Source organism: Limnohabitans sp. Rim8 (genome assembly GCF_945869175.1).
Taxonomy (GTDB): Bacteria; Pseudomonadota; Gammaproteobacteria; order Burkholderiales; family Burkholderiaceae_C; genus Limnohabitans_A.
On sequence record NZ_CAMBNZ010000060.1, the window covers coordinates 1 to 18,187 of the forward strand.

General features: G+C 58.4%; 20 protein-coding genes, 1 tRNA gene and 1 pseudogene. 17 read left to right on the forward strand and 5 right to left on the reverse strand.

Features of this window, described 5'->3' with window-relative positions:
* Positions 1–500 (reverse strand): annotated as a pseudogene (locus tag Q0O19_RS09755) (heat-inducible transcriptional repressor HrcA); the annotation flags it as partial.
* 28 nt (positions 501–528) lie between these two features.
* Between Q0O19_RS09755 and Q0O19_RS09760 the strand changes: the two are divergent.
* Genes Q0O19_RS09760 through rapZ form a run of 3 tightly spaced genes read left to right on the forward strand, consistent with a single transcriptional unit; the run spans position 529 to position 3,968 of the window.
* Positions 529–1,422: an NAD kinase gene (locus Q0O19_RS09760; protein ID WP_295522454.1), complete on the forward strand. Its 894-nt coding sequence runs from the start codon at positions 529–531 to the stop codon at positions 1,420–1,422.
* 3 nt (positions 1,423–1,425) lie between these two features.
* The gene (gene recN, locus Q0O19_RS09765; RefSeq protein WP_295522456.1) at positions 1,426–3,108 is read left to right on the forward strand and encodes a DNA repair protein RecN; all 1,683 of its coding nucleotides are present in this window, start codon (positions 1,426–1,428) and stop codon (positions 3,106–3,108) included.
* On the forward strand, positions 3,105–3,968 hold the full coding sequence (gene rapZ, locus Q0O19_RS09770) for an RNase adapter RapZ (protein WP_295522491.1): 864 nt from the start codon (positions 3,105–3,107) through the stop codon (positions 3,966–3,968). Before recN ends, rapZ begins: the two co-directional genes overlap by 4 nt.
* 60 nt (positions 3,969–4,028) lie before the next feature.
* On the opposite strand, the gene mutY is transcribed toward rapZ, so the two are convergent.
* Complete coding sequence (mutY, locus tag Q0O19_RS09775; protein WP_295522458.1) at positions 4,029–5,072, reverse strand: A/G-specific adenine glycosylase; 1,044 nt, start codon at positions 5,070–5,072, stop codon at positions 4,029–4,031.
* On the reverse strand, positions 5,057–5,872 hold the full coding sequence (gene mutM / locus Q0O19_RS09780) for a bifunctional DNA-formamidopyrimidine glycosylase/DNA-(apurinic or apyrimidinic site) lyase (RefSeq protein WP_295522460.1): 816 nt from the start codon (positions 5,870–5,872) through the stop codon (positions 5,057–5,059). The genes mutY and mutM overlap by 16 nt, the downstream gene beginning before the upstream one ends.
* A 76-nt stretch (positions 5,873–5,948) precedes the next feature.
* On the opposite strand from mutM, the gene Q0O19_RS09785 reads away from it, so the two are divergent.
* From Q0O19_RS09785 to pth, 7 genes are all read left to right on the forward strand, one after another.
* Positions 5,949–7,670, forward strand: coding sequence for a tetratricopeptide repeat protein (locus Q0O19_RS09785; protein ID WP_295522462.1), 1,722 nt, complete (start codon positions 5,949–5,951; stop codon positions 7,668–7,670).
* Between the two features lie 17 nt (positions 7,671–7,687).
* On the forward strand, positions 7,688–8,185 hold the full coding sequence (locus Q0O19_RS09790) for a lipoprotein insertase outer membrane protein LolB (protein WP_295522464.1): 498 nt from the start codon (positions 7,688–7,690) through the stop codon (positions 8,183–8,185).
* 45 nt (positions 8,186–8,230) lie between these two features.
* Complete coding sequence (gene ispE / locus Q0O19_RS09795; RefSeq protein ID WP_295522465.1) at positions 8,231–9,076, forward strand: 4-(cytidine 5'-diphospho)-2-C-methyl-D-erythritol kinase; 846 nt, start codon at positions 8,231–8,233, stop codon at positions 9,074–9,076.
* 34 nt (positions 9,077–9,110) lie between these two features.
* Positions 9,111–9,187, forward strand: a tRNA-Gln gene (locus tag Q0O19_RS09800).
* Positions 9,188–9,228: 41 nt separating this feature from the next.
* Positions 9,229–10,206, forward strand: a complete 978-nt coding sequence (locus Q0O19_RS09805) for a ribose-phosphate pyrophosphokinase (protein WP_295522467.1) — start codon at positions 9,229–9,231, stop codon at positions 10,204–10,206.
* Between the two features lie 99 nt (positions 10,207–10,305).
* Positions 10,306–10,935 (forward strand): 50S ribosomal protein L25/general stress protein Ctc, encoded by a 630-nt coding sequence (locus Q0O19_RS09810; protein ID WP_295522469.1) that lies wholly within the window; start codon positions 10,306–10,308, stop codon positions 10,933–10,935.
* Between the two features lie 85 nt (positions 10,936–11,020).
* Positions 11,021–11,656: an aminoacyl-tRNA hydrolase gene (gene pth / locus Q0O19_RS09815; protein ID WP_295522471.1), complete on the forward strand. Its 636-nt coding sequence runs from the start codon at positions 11,021–11,023 to the stop codon at positions 11,654–11,656.
* A 19-nt stretch (positions 11,657–11,675) separates the two neighbouring features.
* Here pth and Q0O19_RS09820 read toward each other — a convergent pair whose 3' ends face one another.
* Entirely contained in the window at positions 11,676–11,924 is a 249-nt protein-coding gene (locus Q0O19_RS09820; protein WP_295522473.1) for a YfhL family 4Fe-4S dicluster ferredoxin, read from the reverse strand.
* A gap of 158 nt (positions 11,925–12,082) precedes the next feature.
* On the opposite strand from Q0O19_RS09820, the gene Q0O19_RS09825 reads away from it, so the two are divergent.
* From Q0O19_RS09825 to Q0O19_RS09855, 7 genes are all read left to right on the forward strand, one after another.
* Positions 12,083–12,925, forward strand: a complete 843-nt coding sequence (locus Q0O19_RS09825) for a 3',5'-nucleoside bisphosphate phosphatase (protein WP_295522474.1) — start codon at positions 12,083–12,085, stop codon at positions 12,923–12,925.
* The gene (locus Q0O19_RS09830) at positions 12,922–13,818 is read left to right on the forward strand and encodes a DMT family transporter (protein WP_295522476.1); all 897 of its coding nucleotides are present in this window, start codon (positions 12,922–12,924) and stop codon (positions 13,816–13,818) included. Before Q0O19_RS09825 ends, Q0O19_RS09830 begins: the two co-directional genes overlap by 4 nt.
* A 40-nt stretch (positions 13,819–13,858) precedes the next feature.
* A complete protein-coding gene (locus Q0O19_RS09835; protein ID WP_295522479.1) occupies positions 13,859–14,482 on the forward strand; it encodes an L-threonylcarbamoyladenylate synthase in 624 nt (207 codons plus the stop codon).
* Positions 14,483–14,494: 12 nt separating this feature from the next.
* Positions 14,495–15,157: a site-2 protease family protein gene (locus Q0O19_RS09840; RefSeq protein WP_295522481.1), complete on the forward strand. Its 663-nt coding sequence runs from the start codon at positions 14,495–14,497 to the stop codon at positions 15,155–15,157.
* Positions 15,158–15,184: 27 nt separating this feature from the next.
* Complete coding sequence (locus tag Q0O19_RS09845; RefSeq protein ID WP_295522483.1) at positions 15,185–16,486, forward strand: tryptophan--tRNA ligase; 1,302 nt, start codon at positions 15,185–15,187, stop codon at positions 16,484–16,486.
* Positions 16,487–16,585: 99 nt separating this feature from the next.
* The gene (locus Q0O19_RS09850; RefSeq protein WP_295522485.1) at positions 16,586–17,188 is read left to right on the forward strand and encodes a response regulator transcription factor; all 603 of its coding nucleotides are present in this window, start codon (positions 16,586–16,588) and stop codon (positions 17,186–17,188) included.
* A gap of 8 nt (positions 17,189–17,196) precedes the next feature.
* Entirely contained in the window at positions 17,197–17,754 is a 558-nt protein-coding gene (locus Q0O19_RS09855) for a nuclear transport factor 2 family protein (RefSeq protein WP_295522487.1), read from the forward strand.
* A 39-nt stretch (positions 17,755–17,793) separates the two neighbouring features.
* On the opposite strand, the gene Q0O19_RS09860 is transcribed toward Q0O19_RS09855, so the two are convergent.
* On the reverse strand, positions 17,794–17,961 hold the full coding sequence (locus Q0O19_RS09860; RefSeq protein WP_295522489.1) for a hypothetical protein: 168 nt from the start codon (positions 17,959–17,961) through the stop codon (positions 17,794–17,796).
* Between the last annotated feature and the right edge of the window lie 226 nt (positions 17,962–18,187).

Sequence of the window (18,187 nt, forward strand, 5' to 3'; positions counted from 1 at the left end):
AGCAACTGGCTTTGCGAGTAATCGGACTCGGTCAGCAAAATCCGGTTTTGCACATCGCCTTCAGGCGAGACAATGATGACGAGCAAACGCCGCTCCGAAAGGCGCAAAAATTCGATGTGCCGAAACACCGAGGGTCTGCGGGGCGTCATGACCACACCCACAAAATGGGACAAATTGGAGAGCAAATGGGCCGCACTGGCGATCACCTTTTGCGGCTGGTCCGGCAAAAGCGCCGGGGTCTCCAAGCCACCGCGCTGGACGGTGAGCATGGTGTCCACAAACAAGCGGTAGCCGCGGCTGGTCGGGATGCGCCCAGCCGAGGTGTGGGGGCTGGCGATCAGGCCCAGCTCCTCCAGGTCAGACATGACGTTTCGAATGGTCGCTGGTGAGAGGTCCAGGCCCGAGGCTTTGGAGAGCGTGCGCGAGCCCACGGGTTGGCCGTCCGCGATATAGCGTTCCACCAGGGCTTTAAGCAACAACTTGGCACGATCATCTAGCATCGACACATTTTAGTGATGTAATTTACCGATGCGATCCAAGTTCCGTCACGTTGCACTCTTTGGCAAGTACCACACCACCGCCCATGGCGGGGCGCTGGAGAGTTCCCGCAGGGCTTTGGACGACGTGGCCCAATTTTTGACGCAAAAAGGCTGCGAGGTGGTGCTGGACCAAGAAACCGCCCTGCACACGGGGTTAAACCAATACCCCATGCTCGATATGGCCGCTATTGGCACGCAATGCGATTTGGGCCTGGTCATTGGGGGCGATGGCACCATGTTGGGCATCGGCCGGCAAATGGCCCGCTTCAATTTGCCGCTGATGGGCATCAACCAAGGGAGGTTGGGTTTCATCACCGACATTCCCCTGCAGAGTTACCAAGATGTTTTGTTGCCCATGCTGCAGGGCAACTACCAAACGGAAGACCGCAGCTTGCTGCAAGCCCATGTCATGCGCGACCAGCGCAACGTGTTCAGCGCTTTGGCCATGAACGATGTGGTCGTCAACCGCGGCGGCACTTCGGGCATGGTCGAGCTCAGGGTTGAGGTCGATGGGCGGTTTGTCTCGAACCAACGCGCTGACGGCCTGATCATCGCCACACCCACCGGCTCGACCGCTTACTCACTGTCGGTCGGCGGGCCACTCATGCACCCGGCTATTGGCGGCTGGGTCATGGCGCCCATTGCGCCACACACTTTGTCGAACCGCCCTATCGTGTTGCCCGAATCGTCCGAGATCAGCATCGAGATCGTGGCGGGGCGCTATGTCAGTGCCAATTTCGACATGCAAGCGCTGGCCGATCTGATTTTGGGCGACCGCATCGTGGTCAAGCGCTCTGAGCACACGGTGCGGTTTTTGCACCCGGCTGGCTGGAGCTACTTCGACACCTTGCGCAAAAAAATGCACTGGAATGGAGGCGACTGAGCCATGGCGCTAACGCACATCACCCTGCGCGATTTTGTGATCGTGCAAACCCTGGAACTGGACCTGGCCCAAGGCTTCAGCGTGTTGACAGGGGAAACCGGTGCTGGCAAATCCATCTTGATTGACGCCTTGCAACTGGCTTTGGGCGCGCGTGCCGAATCGGGCGTGGTGCGTGAAGGGGCCAGCCGGTGCGAAGTCTGCGCAGAATTCGACACCACACCCACCCTTCAGACTTGGCTCGAAGACGCGGGTTTCGAATCCAATGCAGCACTGCTGTTGCGCCGCACGGTGGATACCTCAGGCAAAAGCCGAGCTTGGGTCAATGGCAGTCCCGCCACCGCGATGCAACTGCGCGCTTTGGGCGAAAAGTTGTTGGATATTCATGGCCAACACGCTTGGCAAAGCCTGACCCGGCCCGATGCGGTGCGCGGCTTGCTCGATGCCTATGCCGGCATCGACACCCGCCCCTTGAAAGCCCGTTGGCAAACCTGGCGTCAAGCGCAGCAAACGCTGGCCGACGCGCAACAAGCACAAAGCACGCTCGCCAACGAGCGTGAGCGACTGGCTTGGCAAATCGGCGAACTGGAAAAGCTCCACCCGCAAGTGGACGAATGGCAAGAAATCAGCACCCAGCACAGCCGTTTGGCCAATGCGCAAGCCCTGATCGATGGGGCCAACCAAAGCGCTGTTTGGCTGGAAGGCGAAGAAGACGGAGGGGCTTTGCGCCCCTTGTCCCGCGCCATCCAGTCGCTCCAGTCGCTGGGACAGTTTGAGCCCGAATTCAACGCTTTGGCCGAAGTGCTGACGTCGGCTCAGGCCCAAGTTGAAGATGTGGCCCACAGCCTGCACACTTATTTGCGCAAAACCGATCTGGACCCGGCGCAACTGGGCAGGCTCGACGAACGCATGGGAATGTGGTTGTCGCTGGCCCGGCGTTACAAGAAAACGCCACACGATTTGCCTTTGGTCCTGCAAACTTGGCGCCAAGAACTGGCCCAACTGGATGCTGCAGCCGATTTGGACGCCTTGCAAAAAGCCGTACACGCTGCTCAAACGGCCTGCTCACTTGAGGCCAAAGTCGTCTCGCGCCAACGGCAAAAAGCAGCGCAACCCTTGGCTAAAGCCGTCAGCTCGGCTATGCAGCAAATGGGCATGCAAGGTGGCCGCTTCGAAGTGCAGCTGCAAGCGCTGGATGTGCCCACGCAATATGGCCTGGAAGAGGTCGGCTTTTTGGTGGCCGGGCATGAGGGCAGCACGCCCCGCCCTGTGGGCAAAGTGGCCTCGGGCGGTGAGCTGTCCCGCATCGCATTGGCCATCGCTGTGACCACCAGCGAATTGGGCGAAGCCGGCACTTTGATCTTTGACGAAGTCGACTCGGGCGTCGGTGGTGCTGTGGCAGAAACCGTGGGCCGGTTGATGAAAAAATTGGGCCAACACCGGCAAGTTCTGGCTGTAACCCACTTGCCGCAGGTGGCCGCCTGTGCGGACCACCACCTGTTGGTCAGCAAAGCCGCGATCAAGGGTCAAGTCAGCAGCCAAGTCAAGGGGGTCCATGGCGAAGAGCGCGTGAGCGAAATCGCCCGAATGCTGGGCGGCGAAAAGTTGTCCGCCACCACTTTGGCCCACGCCCGTGAAATGCTGGGGGCCCCCTCCCCAACTGCGGTCCGCCCATCCACACAAAGCTGAGCATGGACATCATCCTCATCACCGGCATGTCCGGCTCTGGCAAATCGGTGGCTCTGCACGCGCTGGAAGACGCAGGCTATTACTGTGTGGACAACCTGCCCCCCGAGTTGCTGATCCCCTTCGTCAAACTCGAAGAACAGCACCAAGAGCCGCGCTTGGCGATTGCGATCGATGTACGAAGCGCCAATTCCCTGCACCTGATGCCTGAGCAAATGAATTTGCTGCGTGGCATGGGCATGACGGTGAAGTCGGTTTTTCTGGATGCGAACTCCGACACCCTGCAGCGGCGCTATTCAGAGTCGCGGCGCAAACACCCTTTGTCGGGCGGCGACAAACCGCAAAGCGACAAAGCCTTGGTTGAAACCATCGGTTTTGAGCGTGAATTGTTGGCCGATTTGCGGGACGGCGCCCACATCATTGACACCACTTTGCTGCGCTCAGCGCAACTTCAAACCTACATCAAGACTTTGGTCAGCGCGCCCGCGGCGCAACTGACCTTGGTGTTCGAGTCCTTTGGTTTCAAGCGCGGCATCCCCACCGATGCCGACTATGTGTTCGATGTGCGCATGCTGCCCAACCCCCATTACGAAAGCCAGCTCAAACCCCTGACAGGACGGGATGAGCCGGTACAGGCTTACCTGCGCCAGTCCGAAGAATTCGTGCAGATGCAACTGCAAATCGAAGGGTTCTTGAAACAATGGATTCCAGCCATCGAGCGCGATCACCGCAGTTACGTGACGGTGGCCATTGGCTGCACCGGAGGGCAACACCGCTCGGTGTTCATGGTGGAGCAGTTGGCCCAAAGCTTTGGCACGCGTTGGCTCACGCTCAAGCGGCACCGGGAGTTGGACGCCCTCTGATGGATTCACAGCATCCTGGTGCGCGCGCCCCTGACGCACCCGGCCCCAGACCCAGGTTGTTCACTCGGCAGTTAACAAAACCCTGATCGGCGCTGGCAAGCCCATCCCCGGCCACGCATCGGCATCCACCCACTGACCCTCACAAGCTGGGGCTGAGGATCCCGTTCCAAGCAAACGCACCGGGTGCAGGTGCAAATCCCGGTGCGTGAGCACATGCTTCCAGGGGGTGATGTATCGTGGCTCGCCGACTTGGGGCCACACGCCCAAGAGCGCATCTTCAGAGTCAAACACCGGCAAGCTGAACAGCCCTGCCCAAACGCCCTTGTCGGGCCGTTTTTGCAGCCAGACCTGCCCTCGCGCATTCACGGCCCACAGCAACCACAGTGTGGCACTGCTGCGCTTGAGCTTGCGGGTTTTGACCGGGTAGGCCAGCGGCGTCCCATGCGCTTGGGCCTGGCAAATCCCAGTGACGGGACAGGCCTCACACAGCGCCTTGCGCGGCAAGCACACGGTGGCACCCAAATCCATCAAAGCCTGGGTGTAGCGTGGCATGTCGAGCGCAGTCTCTGGCAGCAAGGCCTGCGCCAACGCCCACAAAGCCTTTTCGTTTTTGGTCACGGCCAGATCTTCACCATAGCCCAGCACCCGGCTCAACACCCGCTTGACGTTGCCGTCCAAAATCGCGACACGTTCCATGAAACAAAACGCTGAGATCGCAGCGGCCGTCGATCGGCCAATGCCTGGCAAGGTTTGCAAGTCGTCGGCGCGGCGCGGAAAAGCTCCGTCAAAACGTGCCACCACTTCCTGGGCACACCGGTGCAGGTTGCGGGCGCGGCTGTAATAGCCCAGGCCACTCCACAGCGCCAGCACATCGTCTTGTGGCGCAGCGGCCAAGTCCGCCACGTCCGGAAATCGGGCCAAAAACCGGGGAAAGTAATCGAGCACCGTGCTCACCTGTGTCTGCTGAAGCATGATCTCGGACAGCCAGACGCGGTAAGGGTCTTGCGTGTTTTGCCAAGGCAGGCTTTGGCGGCCATGCAAGCGCTGCCAGTCCACCATGCAACGGGCAAAACCTTCGGGCAAGTGCATCAGGGTTTCTGGCATGCGGAGCAATAAAAGGTGGTGCGCTGGCCTTGCAGCATGGACTTAATGGGTGTCTCGCAGACCCGGCACGGCTCTCCCGCGCGGCCGTAAACCGCCGCTTCCAATTGAAAATAACCGGTTCGTCCTTCGGCATTCACAAAATCCTTGAGGGAGCTGCCACCTTGCTCCACCGCACGGGTCAGCACCTGCACAATGGCGACATGCAGCCGGGCCACACGCGGTTTAGACAAACGCGCCGCTGAGGTGGTGGGCCGTATGCCTGCCATGAACAAGGCTTCGGAGGCGTAAATGTTGCCCACGCCCACCACCTCATCACCTGCCAACAAGACCTGCTTGATGGCCGCTTGGCGTTTTTTGAGGGCTTGGGCAAAGGCTGTCACCTCAAACTGGGCACTCAAAGGCTCCACGCCCAAACGCCCCAACAGCTTGTGCGCCTGTGGCGAGTCTTGCGACGGCGCCCAGACCACCGCTCCGAACCGGCGCGGGTCATGCAAACGCAAAACGCCCCGATCGGTCACCAGGTCCATGTGGTCATGCGGGCCGGCTTCGGGCTGAGTGGGTGCAAAGTTCAGGCTGCCTGACATGCCCAGATGCACCAGCAGCAAACCTTGATCCAGGTCCAACAGCAGGTATTTGCCACGCCGCCGCACGCCCCAAATTTGCCGCCCCACCACTTGAGCAGGAGGCACACCCAGGGGCCACCGCAAGGGCTTGCCCATGTGCAAGGCCAAAATTTGGGCCGAAGCAATGCGTTCGGCAAAACTGCGACGAGTGACTTCAACTTCCGGGAGTTCGGGCATGCAAAGTTCAGGCGGTCAGGCGGCCATTGGCCTCTGCCGCGCATGTTAAAAAGATGGCTGGATTATGATGTCTCACATGAAATTCTGGTTTCGACTTGCCGTCTTGTCCTCGCTCACTCTCGGTGCCGGGGCGCAACCTGCAGCGCCCAAAGCAGCGTCTCAGCCCAAATCTTCGGCGTTGGATGCAGCCCTGTTTTATCAAATTTTGCTGGGCGAATTGAACTCACGGCAAGGCTCACCGGGCAGTGGTTTTTCCATCATGCTGGATGCCGCGCGCAAAACCCGCGATCCCGCCTTGTTTCAGCGTTCAGTGGACATGGCTTTGCAAGCCCGCTCGGGTGAGGCCGCCCTGCAAGCGGCGCAAACCTGGAAAAGGGAAATCCCCTCTGCCACCGAAGCGAGCCGCTATGTCTTGCAAATTCTGCTGGCGCTCAACCGCGTCGAAGATGCCGGTAAAGCTTTGGCCATCTCCATCTATGAGTTGCCTCTGGACGAACAAGCCCCTGCCATGGCCTCGGTGCCGCGCTTGTTTGGCATGGTCAAAGACAAAGCTCTTGCAGCCGATGTTGTTGAAAAAGCACTGACCAAAGCCTTCTCCCAAAAAGCCACTTCAGCGGCCGCCTGGACAACCACGGGCCGCATGCGACGAGATGCAGGTCAAATTTCGCGGGCTGTAGAGGCCGCCAGCCAAGGCCATGCGGCAGACCCCCAAGCCACCGGCCCCCTGGTGCTGGCTCTGAGCTTGCTGGTCAACGCCAACAGCAGCCTCAAACCCATGGTCGATGCGGCCATGAAAACCGATGTCACGCCCGAGCTTCGTTTGGCATACGCACGCACCTTGGTCTCACTGCAACTGCTCCCGGATGCCTTGGCGCAATTGGTACAACTCAATACCAAGCATCCCGCGTATCCCGACGGCTGGTTGATCCACGGTTTGGTTTTGCAGGAAAGCTCGCAGCTGCCAGAAGCCGAGAAGCGACTTGAGCAGTATGTGCGCATGGTGTCTGCCAGCAAAACCCCTGAACACCAAGCCGGATTGGCCGAAGCCTTGATGGCTTTGGCGCAAATTGCGCAAAAGCAAGGGCATCTGGACCGCGCCAACCAATGGCTGACTCAAATGCCCCCTGGGGCAGACCCCATCAAACTGGCCAGCCGACAAGCCGGTGTGTTGGCCCAGCAAGGTCGCATGGACGAAGCACGCCAAGTGCTGGCACAGGTCAAAACCACCAACGCGGAGCAAGCAGTTCGCAAAGTGCTGGCGCAATCATTTTGGTTTCGTGAACACCGAGACGCCCCGGCCGCCTATGTTTTGGTCAGGGCCGCGCTGGACAAACAGCCCAACAACACAGAACTGCTGAGCGAGTTGTCTCTGGTTTGCGAAAAACTCAAGCGTTTCGACGAAATGGAGGCCTTGCTGCGTCAATTGATGGCCTTGTCACCTCAAGAAGCCCACGCCTTCAATGCCTTGGGTTACTCGCTGGCCGACCGGAACATACGCTTGGACGAAGCGCTGCAACTGATCGAAAAAGCGGTGGAATTGGCGCCTCAAGATGCCTATATTCAAGACAGTCTAGGCTGGGTGAAGTTTCGCCTAGGCCAACAAGCCGAAGCTTTGGCGATACTGAAAGCGGCTTACAAAACCAAACCTGATGCTGAAATCGCAGCCCATGTGGGCGAAGTGCTTTGGGTGATGGGCCAGCAAGGGGAAGCGGGCACCTATTGGCGCGAAGGTTTGCTGCTCAAAGCCGACAACGACACCCTGCTTGAAACCCTCAAACGCTTCAACTTCAAACCATGAAGCCAGGTGAAAAAAGCGTGGACCAACCATCAAAGCGACTGGCCGGGCTGAGCCTTGTCAGTTGGCTTTCGCTGGCCTTGGCCGGTTGCGCCACCCAGCGCCCGCCCGGGGCTGACCCGGCAGCTTTTTGGTCAGGGCGGCTGGGGCTTCATTTACAGACCGATCCGCCCCAAAACTGGAGCACCAGCTTTGAGTTGCAAGGCTCGGCAGGGCAAGGGCAAATGCTCTTGCTCAGCCCGATTGGCACCACCTTGGCCCGACTCAGTTGGACCCCCCAATCTGCCCTGCTCGAGCAAGGCCAAGACAAAACCGAAAGCCGCAACCTGCAAAGCCTGAGTCAGCGGTTGACAGGTACCCACCTGCCCATCGCCGCTTTGTTTGATTGGCTGGCAGGTCTTGCCACCGAAGTGCCGGGTTGGCATGTGGACATGTCGGCCCACCCACAAGGCCGTTTGACAGCCCGCCGACATTCCCCCGAGCCCGAAGCTATTTTGCGCATCGTGCTCAACCGTTGATCGGCCCTATCCACTCCCAACTGATACGCTTGGGATAATCGATCTATGAAACAGCTGCTCGATGTCCCTGCCCCCGCCAAACTCAACCTGTTTTTGCACATCACAGGTCAACGCCCCGACGGTTACCATTTGCTGCAATCGGTGTTCATGCTGATCGATTGGTGTGACACCTTGCACTTTGAAAAGCGTGCCGGTGGTGCCATCAGCCGACAAGACCTGACCGTCACCCTGCCCGCCGACGACCTGATCATCCGCGCGGCCAAACTGCTGCAACAGCACACGGGCTGCACCCACGGCGTTCACATTTCGGTAGACAAACAAATCCCGGCGCAAGCAGGCATGGGCGGAGGATCTTCCGACGCCGCCAGCTGCTTGCTGGCCCTGAATCAACTTTGGGGCCTGAATCTGCACCTTGAAACCCTGGAAAAACTGGGCTTGCAACTCGGCGCTGATGTGCCCTTCTTTCTGCGGGGACGCAACGCCTGGGTCGAAGGCGTAGGTGAAAAACTCACCCCTGTCGCGCTGCCCCCCGCGCATTTTTGCGTCATCAAACCCCCCTCAGGCGTCGAGACGGCTCAGCTTTTTAAGCATCCATCACTTGAGCGCGCGACAAAGCCTGCTACAATGCTGGTCTTCGCTGCACAGCCATATGACTTTGGTCACAATGATTTGCAGCCTGTTGCTCGGACCATTTGCCCAGAAGTCACCGAGGCACTCGACGTGCTCAAGTTGGCCGGCATGACTGGAAAGATGACAGGTTCTGGCAGTGCGGTGTTCGCGCATTGCACGCCAAACACAATGTCCATTGTGGTCCCAGACCACTGGCAAGTGCGCAAATGCAGTAATTTGGAGGTTCATCCTTTACAGGGTTGGGCCACCAGCATGAGTTGATCGGTTGATCGCTGTTTCAGTGGTCAACCCGTGTAGGGGAGTCGCCAAGTTGGTTAAGGCACCGGATTTTGATTCCGGCATTCGAAGGTTCGAGTCCTTCTTCCCCTGCCAAATACGTTCATTCGTACAGGCCCTTTTTTCTGATCGCTGGAATGCACATGCAGCCTGCCTCACTCCCACCCGAATTCATGCTGTTCACCGGCAATGCCAACCCCGTTTTGGCTGCCGAGATCGCCAAGCACTTGGGCACGCAGCTCGGCGCGGTGGACGTGGGCCGCTTCTCTGACGGCGAAGTCACCGTTGAGCTCAAGCAAAACGTTCGGGCACGCGAAGTGTTTGTGGTTCAGTCCACCTGCGCACCCACCAACGAAAACCTGATGGAATTGCTGATCATGGTCGACGCGCTCAAGCGCGCATCGGCTGGCCGCATCAGCGCTGTCATCCCTTACTTCGGTTACGCCCGCCAAGACCGCCGTCCACGCTCAACCCGTGTGCCGATTTCGGCCAAGGTAGTGGCCAATATGCTGCAAGCCGTGGGTGTGGACAGTGTCCTGACCATGGACTTGCACGCCGACCAAATCCAAGGGTTTTTTGACATCCCCGTGGACAATATTTATGCATCCCCGGTTCTGCTGGGCGATCTGCGCCAGCAAAACTACGATGATTTGATTGTGGTGTCCCCCGATGTGGGTGGTGTGGTGCGCGCCCGCGCTTTAGCCAAGCAACTCGGTTGCGATCTGGCCATCATCGACAAACGCCGTCCCAAGGCCAACGTCAGCGAAGTCATGCACGTCATTGGTGAGATCGATGGCCGCAACTGCGTCATCATGGACGACATGATCGACACCGCAGGCACCTTGGTCAAAGCCGCAGAAGTGCTCAAAGAGCGCGGCGCCAAAAAAGTTTACGCTTATTGCACGCACCCGATCTTTTCGGGTCCGGCCATCGACCGCATCGCCAAGGGCGAAGCCCTGGACGAAGTCGTGGTCACCAACACCATCCCGCTGTCAGCACAAGCCGCAGCGTGTTCCAAGATTCGCCAACTCTCCGTGGCTCCGTTGATCGCCGAAACGATCAACCGGATTGCGCATGGCGAGTCGGTGATGAGCCTGTTCTCTGATCAACCCTGATCGGTCACAGGCCAACAGCGGCCAGCCTTCCTTTTGGATTGGCTGGCTTTTTTGAGTCAGGGTCGCACTGGTCGCGGTGGACCCTAGAAGGAGAAATGTATGAAATTTGTCGCTTTTGAGCGCGCCAAGCAGGGCACGGGTGCGAGCCGCCGTCTCCGCAACTCCGGTCGTACACCCGGTATCGTTTACGGTTCCACATCGGCGCCTCAGCTGATCGAACTGGACCACAATGCTCTGTGGCATGCCCTGAAAAAAGAAGCTTTTCACGCTTCCATTCTGGACATGGAATTCAACGGTGTGTCCAGCAAAGTCTTGCTGCGTGACTACCAGATGCACCCCTACAAACAGTTGGTGCAACACATCGATTTTCAGCGCGTCGATGCCAACACCACTTTGCACATGAAGGTGCCATTGCACTTCAGCGGCGAAGACGAGTCTGAAGCGGTCAAGACCGACAAGTGCACCATCAACCATGTGGTGACCGAGTTGGAAATTGCTTGCTTGCCCGCCAACCTGCCCGAATTCATTGCGGTGAACCTCAAAGGCCTGACCAAGGGCAACTCTTTGCACCTGAATGACATCACTTTGCCCACGGGCTGCAAGGCCGTGACCCATGGCAAGAAAAACCCGGTCCTCGTGGCTGTGGTTGCGGCTGTGGAAGAAGTGGTGGCAGCACCTGTGGCCGCTGCACCTGCAGATGCCAAAGGCAAAGGCAAGGGCAAGAAGTAATTGTCTGCCTGCGGCTGCAAAAGCCCTGCTGCAAAAGGCCCGCACTGCGGGCCTTTTGCTTGGCTGCCAAGGATAATGGGCCCCCATGATCAAACTCCTAGTCGGCCTGGGCAACCCGGGCAGCGAATATGAAGACACCCGCCACAACGCCGGTTTTTGGTGGATCGATGCGGTGGCCCGCGAGCTCAAGGTGTCGCTGGTGCCCGAGCGCAGTTACCACGGCCTGGTGGCCCGAACCACCGTCCAGGGTCAACCCGTTTGGCTGCTCGAACCCCAGACCTTCATGAACCTGTCAGGCAAGTCGGTCAGTGCCTTGGCGCGGTTTTTCAAAATCCAGCCCCACGAGATTTTGGTGGCGCATGACGAGTTGGACATTGTTCCTGGCGAAGCCAAACTCAAACTGGGCGGCAGCCATGCCGGACACAATGGCCTGCGCGACATCCACGCCCAACTGGGCACGGCGGATTATTGGCGGCTGCGTTTAGGCGTGGGACACCCTGGCGACAAAGCCGAGGTGGTCAGTTGGGTGTTGAAAAAGCCGATGCTCGAGCACCGCAAAGCCATCGAAGACAGCATCTTCCGTTCGGTCAGCGCTTTGCCACTGTTGTTGGCGGGTGAGATGGAAAAAGCCATGGCCCGGATTCACACCAGCAAACCCCCAAGGCCCAAGCCCCCCAAACCAGTCAAAGTCTCCCCGCCCGAGGACAGCACACCCGATTGAGCAAACTGCCCGAGGCGACTCACTGCCCCTGCAACCGGCGGTACTTGGCCCACAAAGATTCCTGTGTTTCAACATGTTGCGGGTGGATGGGAATGCAAGCGACAGGACAGACCTGCACACATTGAGGCTCGTCGAAATGGCCCACGCACTCGGTGCATTTGGCCGGGTCGATTTCATAGATCTCTTCGCCCAGGTAAATGGCCTGGTTCGGGCACTCGGGCTCACACACATCACAGTTGATGCATTCGTCGGTGATCATCAGTGCCATGCAAACGGCTCCACACGGTTCGGCTTCCAATTCATGCTCTGATTATCGGCCACCGACAACACCCTGAACCCGGCAGGGCTTCATGACCTCAACACGCATGCCCGAGCTTTGCGGTTGATGTTTTTTCAAACGCCTAGAATAAGGCTGTGGAAAACATCATGAACGCTGACCTGCACTGCCATTCCGTCGTCTCTGACGGCACCCTCACGCCCGAAGCCTTGGCCGAACGCGCCAAAGCCAACGGGGTGCAATTATGGGCTTTGACCGACCACGACGAAGTCAGTGGGCAAGACCGTGCCATGGACGCGGCGCGCGCTCATGGCCTGCCTTACCTGACCGGCACCGAAATTTCGGTCACTTTTGCCCACCAGACGGTGCATATCGTGGGCTTGGGTTTTGACGCCCACAACACGGCCTTGGTCCAAGGCTTGCGCCGCACCCGGGGTGGCCGAGGCGAGCGTGCCCAGGAAATGTCAGCCGGCCTGGCCAAAGTCGGCATTCAAAACGCTTACGAAGGGGCCCTGCAGTACGTGGGCAACCCCGAGTTGATTTCACGCACCCACTTTGCCCGGCACCTGGTCGAAACGGGCGTGTGCCATGACACTTCCGAGGTGTTTCGCAAGTACCTCACCGAAGGCAAACCCGGCTTCGTGCCCCACCGCTGGGCGCGCCTGCAAGAGGCGGTGCAATGGATCACCGATGCAGGCGGCATGGCCATCATTGCCCACCCGGCCCGCTATGGTTTTTCGCCCAATGAAGAGTACGCCCTGTTCAGCGAATTCAAGGCCCATGGCGGACGCGGCGTGGAAGTCATCACCGGCAGCCACTCCTCGCAAGAGGCCGTGCGTTATGCCGAGACCGCCCTCGAATTCGACCTCGCCGCCTCACGCGGCAGCGACTTTCACAGCCCCGACGAAAGCCGCATCGACTTGGGCACTTTGCCCCTCCTGCCCGGACAATTGACCCCCGTTTGGGAACTGCTGACCGACCGCATTCAGTGAAAGCCCCCGCTGCCAACACCCTTCAGGGCATCGGTTTTGTCGTCCTGGCCACCGCCTGCTTCGCGACGTTGGACACCACCACCCGCCACATCAGTGCGGGCTTGTCGGTGCTGGTGGCGTTGTGGTTTCGTTATGCCATTCAGGCCCTCATCACCACCGTGGTGGTCTGGCCAGGCCGTGGCCGCAAAGTACTGCAGACACAACACCCGAGATTTCAACTGGCCCGAGGGCTGCTGTTGTTTGCCTGCAGTGTCCTGGCCTTTTTCAGCCTGAAGTTCATGCCCGTGGGTGAATTCACTGCCATCGTCTTGCTGGCCCCGCTGGTCATCACGCTGTTGGCGGCCTGGGTGCTTAGGGAAAAAGTCCGCAAATTGCGCTGGCTCTTGGTGGTGGGCGGGTTTGCAGGCACGCTGGTGATCATTCGCCCTGGCAGCCACCACTTTGATTGGACCGTCGTCTTGCCCCTGATGCTGGTGGGCACCAATGCGGGCTTTCAGATTCTGACCAGCAAGATGGCCAAAACCGAAGACCCGATCACGATGCACTTTTACACAGGCTGGATCGGCACCGCCTTGTCATCGCTGACCCTGCCCTTTGTCTGGGAAATGCCCCAAGACTGGACGGTGTGGCTGCAATTGTTGTTGATGGGCGTACTGGCTTCGATCGGGCATTTCTTACTGATTCTGGCCTATGGCAGAGCCCCAGCCGCCACGCTCACACCCTATATGTACACACAAATCGGCTTTGCCGTTCTGGGCGGCTGGCTGGTGCTGGATCACCTGCCTGACCAGTGGACCTTTGTGGGCATGGGCATGGTGGCGCTTTGCGGCGCCTTGGGGGCATGGCTGACGGTACGCGAGAACCGCATCCCTGTCCAAGCGCCAGAGTCTTGACCTGCCTTGTTCGGTCCATCCCCCTTCAGACCCCTTTCCAATGGCACAGTTTTTCTCTGTTCACCCCGACAACCCGCAAGCCCGTTTGCTCAAGCAAGCGGTGCATTTGCTCAACCAAGGCAGCGTGCTGGCTGTGCCCACCGACTCCAGTTACGCGCTGGTTTGCCACCTGGACGACAAAAACGCCGCCGACCTGTTGCGCCGTATCCGGGGTGTGGACGACAAACACCACCTCACCTTGCTGTGCCGCGACCTGAGTGAGTTGGCCAACTACGCTCGGGTGGACAATTGGCAGTTTCGCGCCATCAAACAAGCCACACCGGGCCCCTTCACCTTCATTTTGGAAGCCACCAAAGAAGTGCCGCGCCGGGTCAGCCACCCCCAACGCAAAACCATTGGCCTTCGGTTGCCCGAACACACCGTACTTCAAGAGCTGCTCACCGTGCATGGTGCCCCCTTGCTGGCAGCCACCCTCATCTTGCCGGGCGAAGACCTGCCCTTGAACGACCCCGAAGAGATCCGTCAACGCCTGGAACACCAAGTGGGCGCGGTCATCGATGCGGGTGCCTGTTCTCTGTCGCCCACCACCGTGATCGACATGTGCGGGGATGTGCCCGAAGTGCTGCGCCTGGGCCAAGGCGACCCGGCCCGTCTGGGCCTCTGAGACAATCCGACCATGTCCGAGCTCATACAAACCGTCCTGATCTATGCCTTGCCGGTGATTTTCGCCATCACCTTGCACGAGGCCGCGCACGGATATGCCGCGTTGCGCTTGGGGGATGACACCGCCGCCGTGATGGGTCGTGTCACGCTCAACCCGATGCCGCACATCGACCTGGTGGGCACCATCTTGCTGCCCTTGTTGCTTTATTTCAGCACCAGTGGTGCGTTTTTATTTGGCTATGCCAAACCCGTACCGGTGCGATTTGACCGCCTGCGCCATCCCAAACGCGACATGGTCTGGGTGGCACTGGCCGGACCCGGTTCGAATTTGGTTCAAGCCCTGCTGTGGGGTGTTCTTTTTTATGTGCTGGCCGGCAGCGGCGTCACCGAAAGGTTTTTCATCGAAATGTGCAAGGCCGGCATGCTGACCAACGTGGTCATGTTTGCCTTCAACCTGTTCCCGCTTCCACCCCTGGACGGTGGCCGCATTCTGGTTGGCCTCTTGCCCTGGCGACAGGCCGTCATGTTTTCAAAAGTGGAACCTTGGGGTTTTTTCATTGTGATGGCATTGGTCCTCACGGGCCTCATCAGCGCTTGGTGGATGCAACCCCTGATGGGCGTGACCTTTGAATTTTTAAAACTCACACTCAACCCCCTGGCCACTTGGGTGCGTTGATTTTTTCAGTCCTCTTCAGACCCCTTCATGAACTCCAAGAATCGCACCCGCGTCCTCACCGGCATCACCACCACAGGCACCCCCCACTTGGGCAATTATGTGGGCGCCATTCGCCCCACCGTGCAAGCCAGCCGTGACAGCCAGACCGATGGTTTTTACTTTCTGGCTGACTACCATGCGCTCATCAAATGCGATGAGCCTGCCCGCATTCAGCGCTCGACGCTGGAGATCGCGGCCAGCTGGATCGCCTCGGGCCTGGACCCTGAAAAAGTCACTTTTTACCGCCAGTCCGACATTCCGGAAATTCCCGAACTCACCTGGTTGTTGACCTGCGTGACCGGCAAAGGCCTGCTCAACCGCGCCCACGCCTACAAAGCGGCCATGGACAAAAACAACGCCGCAGGCCATGACACCGACGCCGACGTCACCGCAGGTCTGTTCATGTACCCGGTGCTCATGGGAGCGGACATTTTGATGTTCAAGGCGCACAAAGTGCCTGTGGGCCGCGACCAGATCCAACACATCGAGATGGCCCGCGACATGGCGTCCAGCTTCAACCATTTGTATGGCGAGCACTTTGTGCTGCCCGAGGCCGTGATCGAAGAATCGGTGGCCCTCTTGCCTGGCCTGGACGGCCGCAAGATGAGCAAAAGCTACGACAACACCATCCCATTGTTTGCGCCCGCCGCACAAATGCGCAAACAAATCGCAGGCATCGTGACCGACTCCAAAGCCCCGGGCGAGCCCAAAACCACCGAAGGCTCCGCCCTGTTCCAAATTTACCAAGCGTTTGCCAGCGCCTGCGAAACCGCGGCCATGGCCCAAGCCTATGCCGAGGGCATCGGCTGGGGTGATGCCAAACAAATGCTGTTTGAGCGCATCGACCGGGAAATTGCACCCATGCGCGAGCGATACCAAGACCTGATCGACCACCCCGACCAGATGGACAAGATTTTGCTGGCCGGTGCGGACAAAGCCCGCCAACTGGCCACGCCCTTCATGCGCGAGTTGCGTCATGCGGTGGGCTTGCGTGCCTTGTCATCGGGCAGCGCCGCAGTGGCCACCCCAGAAATCAAAGCTGCTCTGCCCAGCTTCAAACAATACCGCGAAAAAGACGGTCAGTTCTACTTCAAACTGGTCGATGCACAGGGCCAAGTTTTGCTGCAAAGCCTGGGTTTTGCATCCCCCAAAGACGCAGGTCAAACCATTGCTCAACTGCAAACTGCAGGTCTGCATGACCTTTCAAACTGGTCGCAAGTCTTGGAAGCACTGTCTCCAGAAAAAGAAAGGTCGGCTTTGAACGCCCTGGGAAAATTGATTAATTCATAAATACAAGTCAATATTTTTAGAAATTTGCCAATTACGATTGTACAAATCTACAAATAAGTGTATTCTAAAACCTTCATTTTTCCGCCGAGACTTCAAAACATGACCGTTTATGTCATTGATGACCACCCCCTAATGCGTGATGCTTTGACGATGCTGGTGCACCGCGTCAAGCCAGGTCTGAAAATCATCCCGATCCACAAATTGAACGTGGTGGAGTCGACGGTTGAAAAGAACGGCTTGCCAGAGCTTTTTTGCTTGGATCTTCAACTGCCTGACACATTGGGCTTGTCCGGCGTTCAGGTTCTCAAAGCCAAGTTCCCCAATGTGCCTTTGGCTGTAGTGACCAGTTCCAGCGCCAGCGAATTCGAATCCCGTTGCCTCGAAGCTGGCGCCAACGCCTTCATCGAAAAATCCAATAGCCCGACGCAAATCATTGCAGCGCTTCGCAGTTTGCTGATTTCCGAGGAAGAAGAAGCCGAAGAAGACGCCGCTCCAGCAGGGCCCACCAAACTGTCCAAGCGCCAAAAGCAATTGATCTTGATGCTGGACCAAGGTTTGTCGAACCGCGAAATCGCCGAAAAACTCGACATCAGCGAACACACCGTCAAAGTTCACTTCTGGCGTCTGTTCCGTCGACTGGGTGTCAACAGCCGCACGCAAGCCTTGCACTTTGCGCGCACCAACGGCTGGTTGGGCATCTAACGGCAAATATGCCGGTTGTTTCCATCACTTTGCTGCCTGGCTATGCGCAGGCCACCCAGCACCGCATGGTCAATCGCGTCGCCAATGCGGTTCGGTCGGTGATTGCCACCCCGGAAGCCGGCACCACGGTTTTTGTCAACGAGGTCAGCACCTACCGACGCGACGGCAAGGTGTTCAACGAAGGACGGGCAGCCCACCCCGTGGCCTCAGAAGTGGTGCAGTCGTTCTTGAAAGCCATGCAAGACAGGGATCTTGGTGCGGCGCAATTGTTTTTGCACCCCGACTTTCGCATGTGTTTTCCCGGCGGTGTGGTGATGCACTCGCTGCAAGAAATCACCACCTGGGCCCAGCACCGTTACGCCTGGATTGGCAAAGAATACGACCAATTTGAAGAAAGCTGGCAAGGCGATGCCACTGTGGTGTTTTGCCATGGCACCCTGCAAGGCACTTGGCTGGATGGCCAGGACTTTCAAGGCATTCGCTTCATGGACCGCATTGTGGTTCAAGACGGCTTGATCACGCGCCAGGACGTCTGGAACGATCTGGCCGAACACCGCAAGTCCTGAGCATTCTGCGTGCCGCCGCGCGCGGCCGCCGCATCCACCTTATTTCTTCTTGTTCACGATGTCGGGCGTGACCGCATCCAGAACGTTCACCGTGGTCTTGACGCCATAGACCACAGCCGAACCCGCCGCATCGGCAATGGCCAACACCGTACAGCCAGACAGACACATGACCCACACCCAAGCGGTCAACAAGACAAATGATTTCATCGAAAAACTCCAAGATCTGTTATCCAATGCGGGCCAGGCAGCACAGGGCTCGACGTAAAAAAACCCCGCAATGGCAAACCAATGCGGGGTTTTTGACTGGCGGAGCAGAACATGATTCATCAAAAACCGCCTAAGTTTCCCAAGAACAAGCCGATTAAGCACTTGGGGTCTAAGTCAGCATTCTAAATGTTGAGACATCTTCAATTCGAGTAGCCGGTCTGGATAA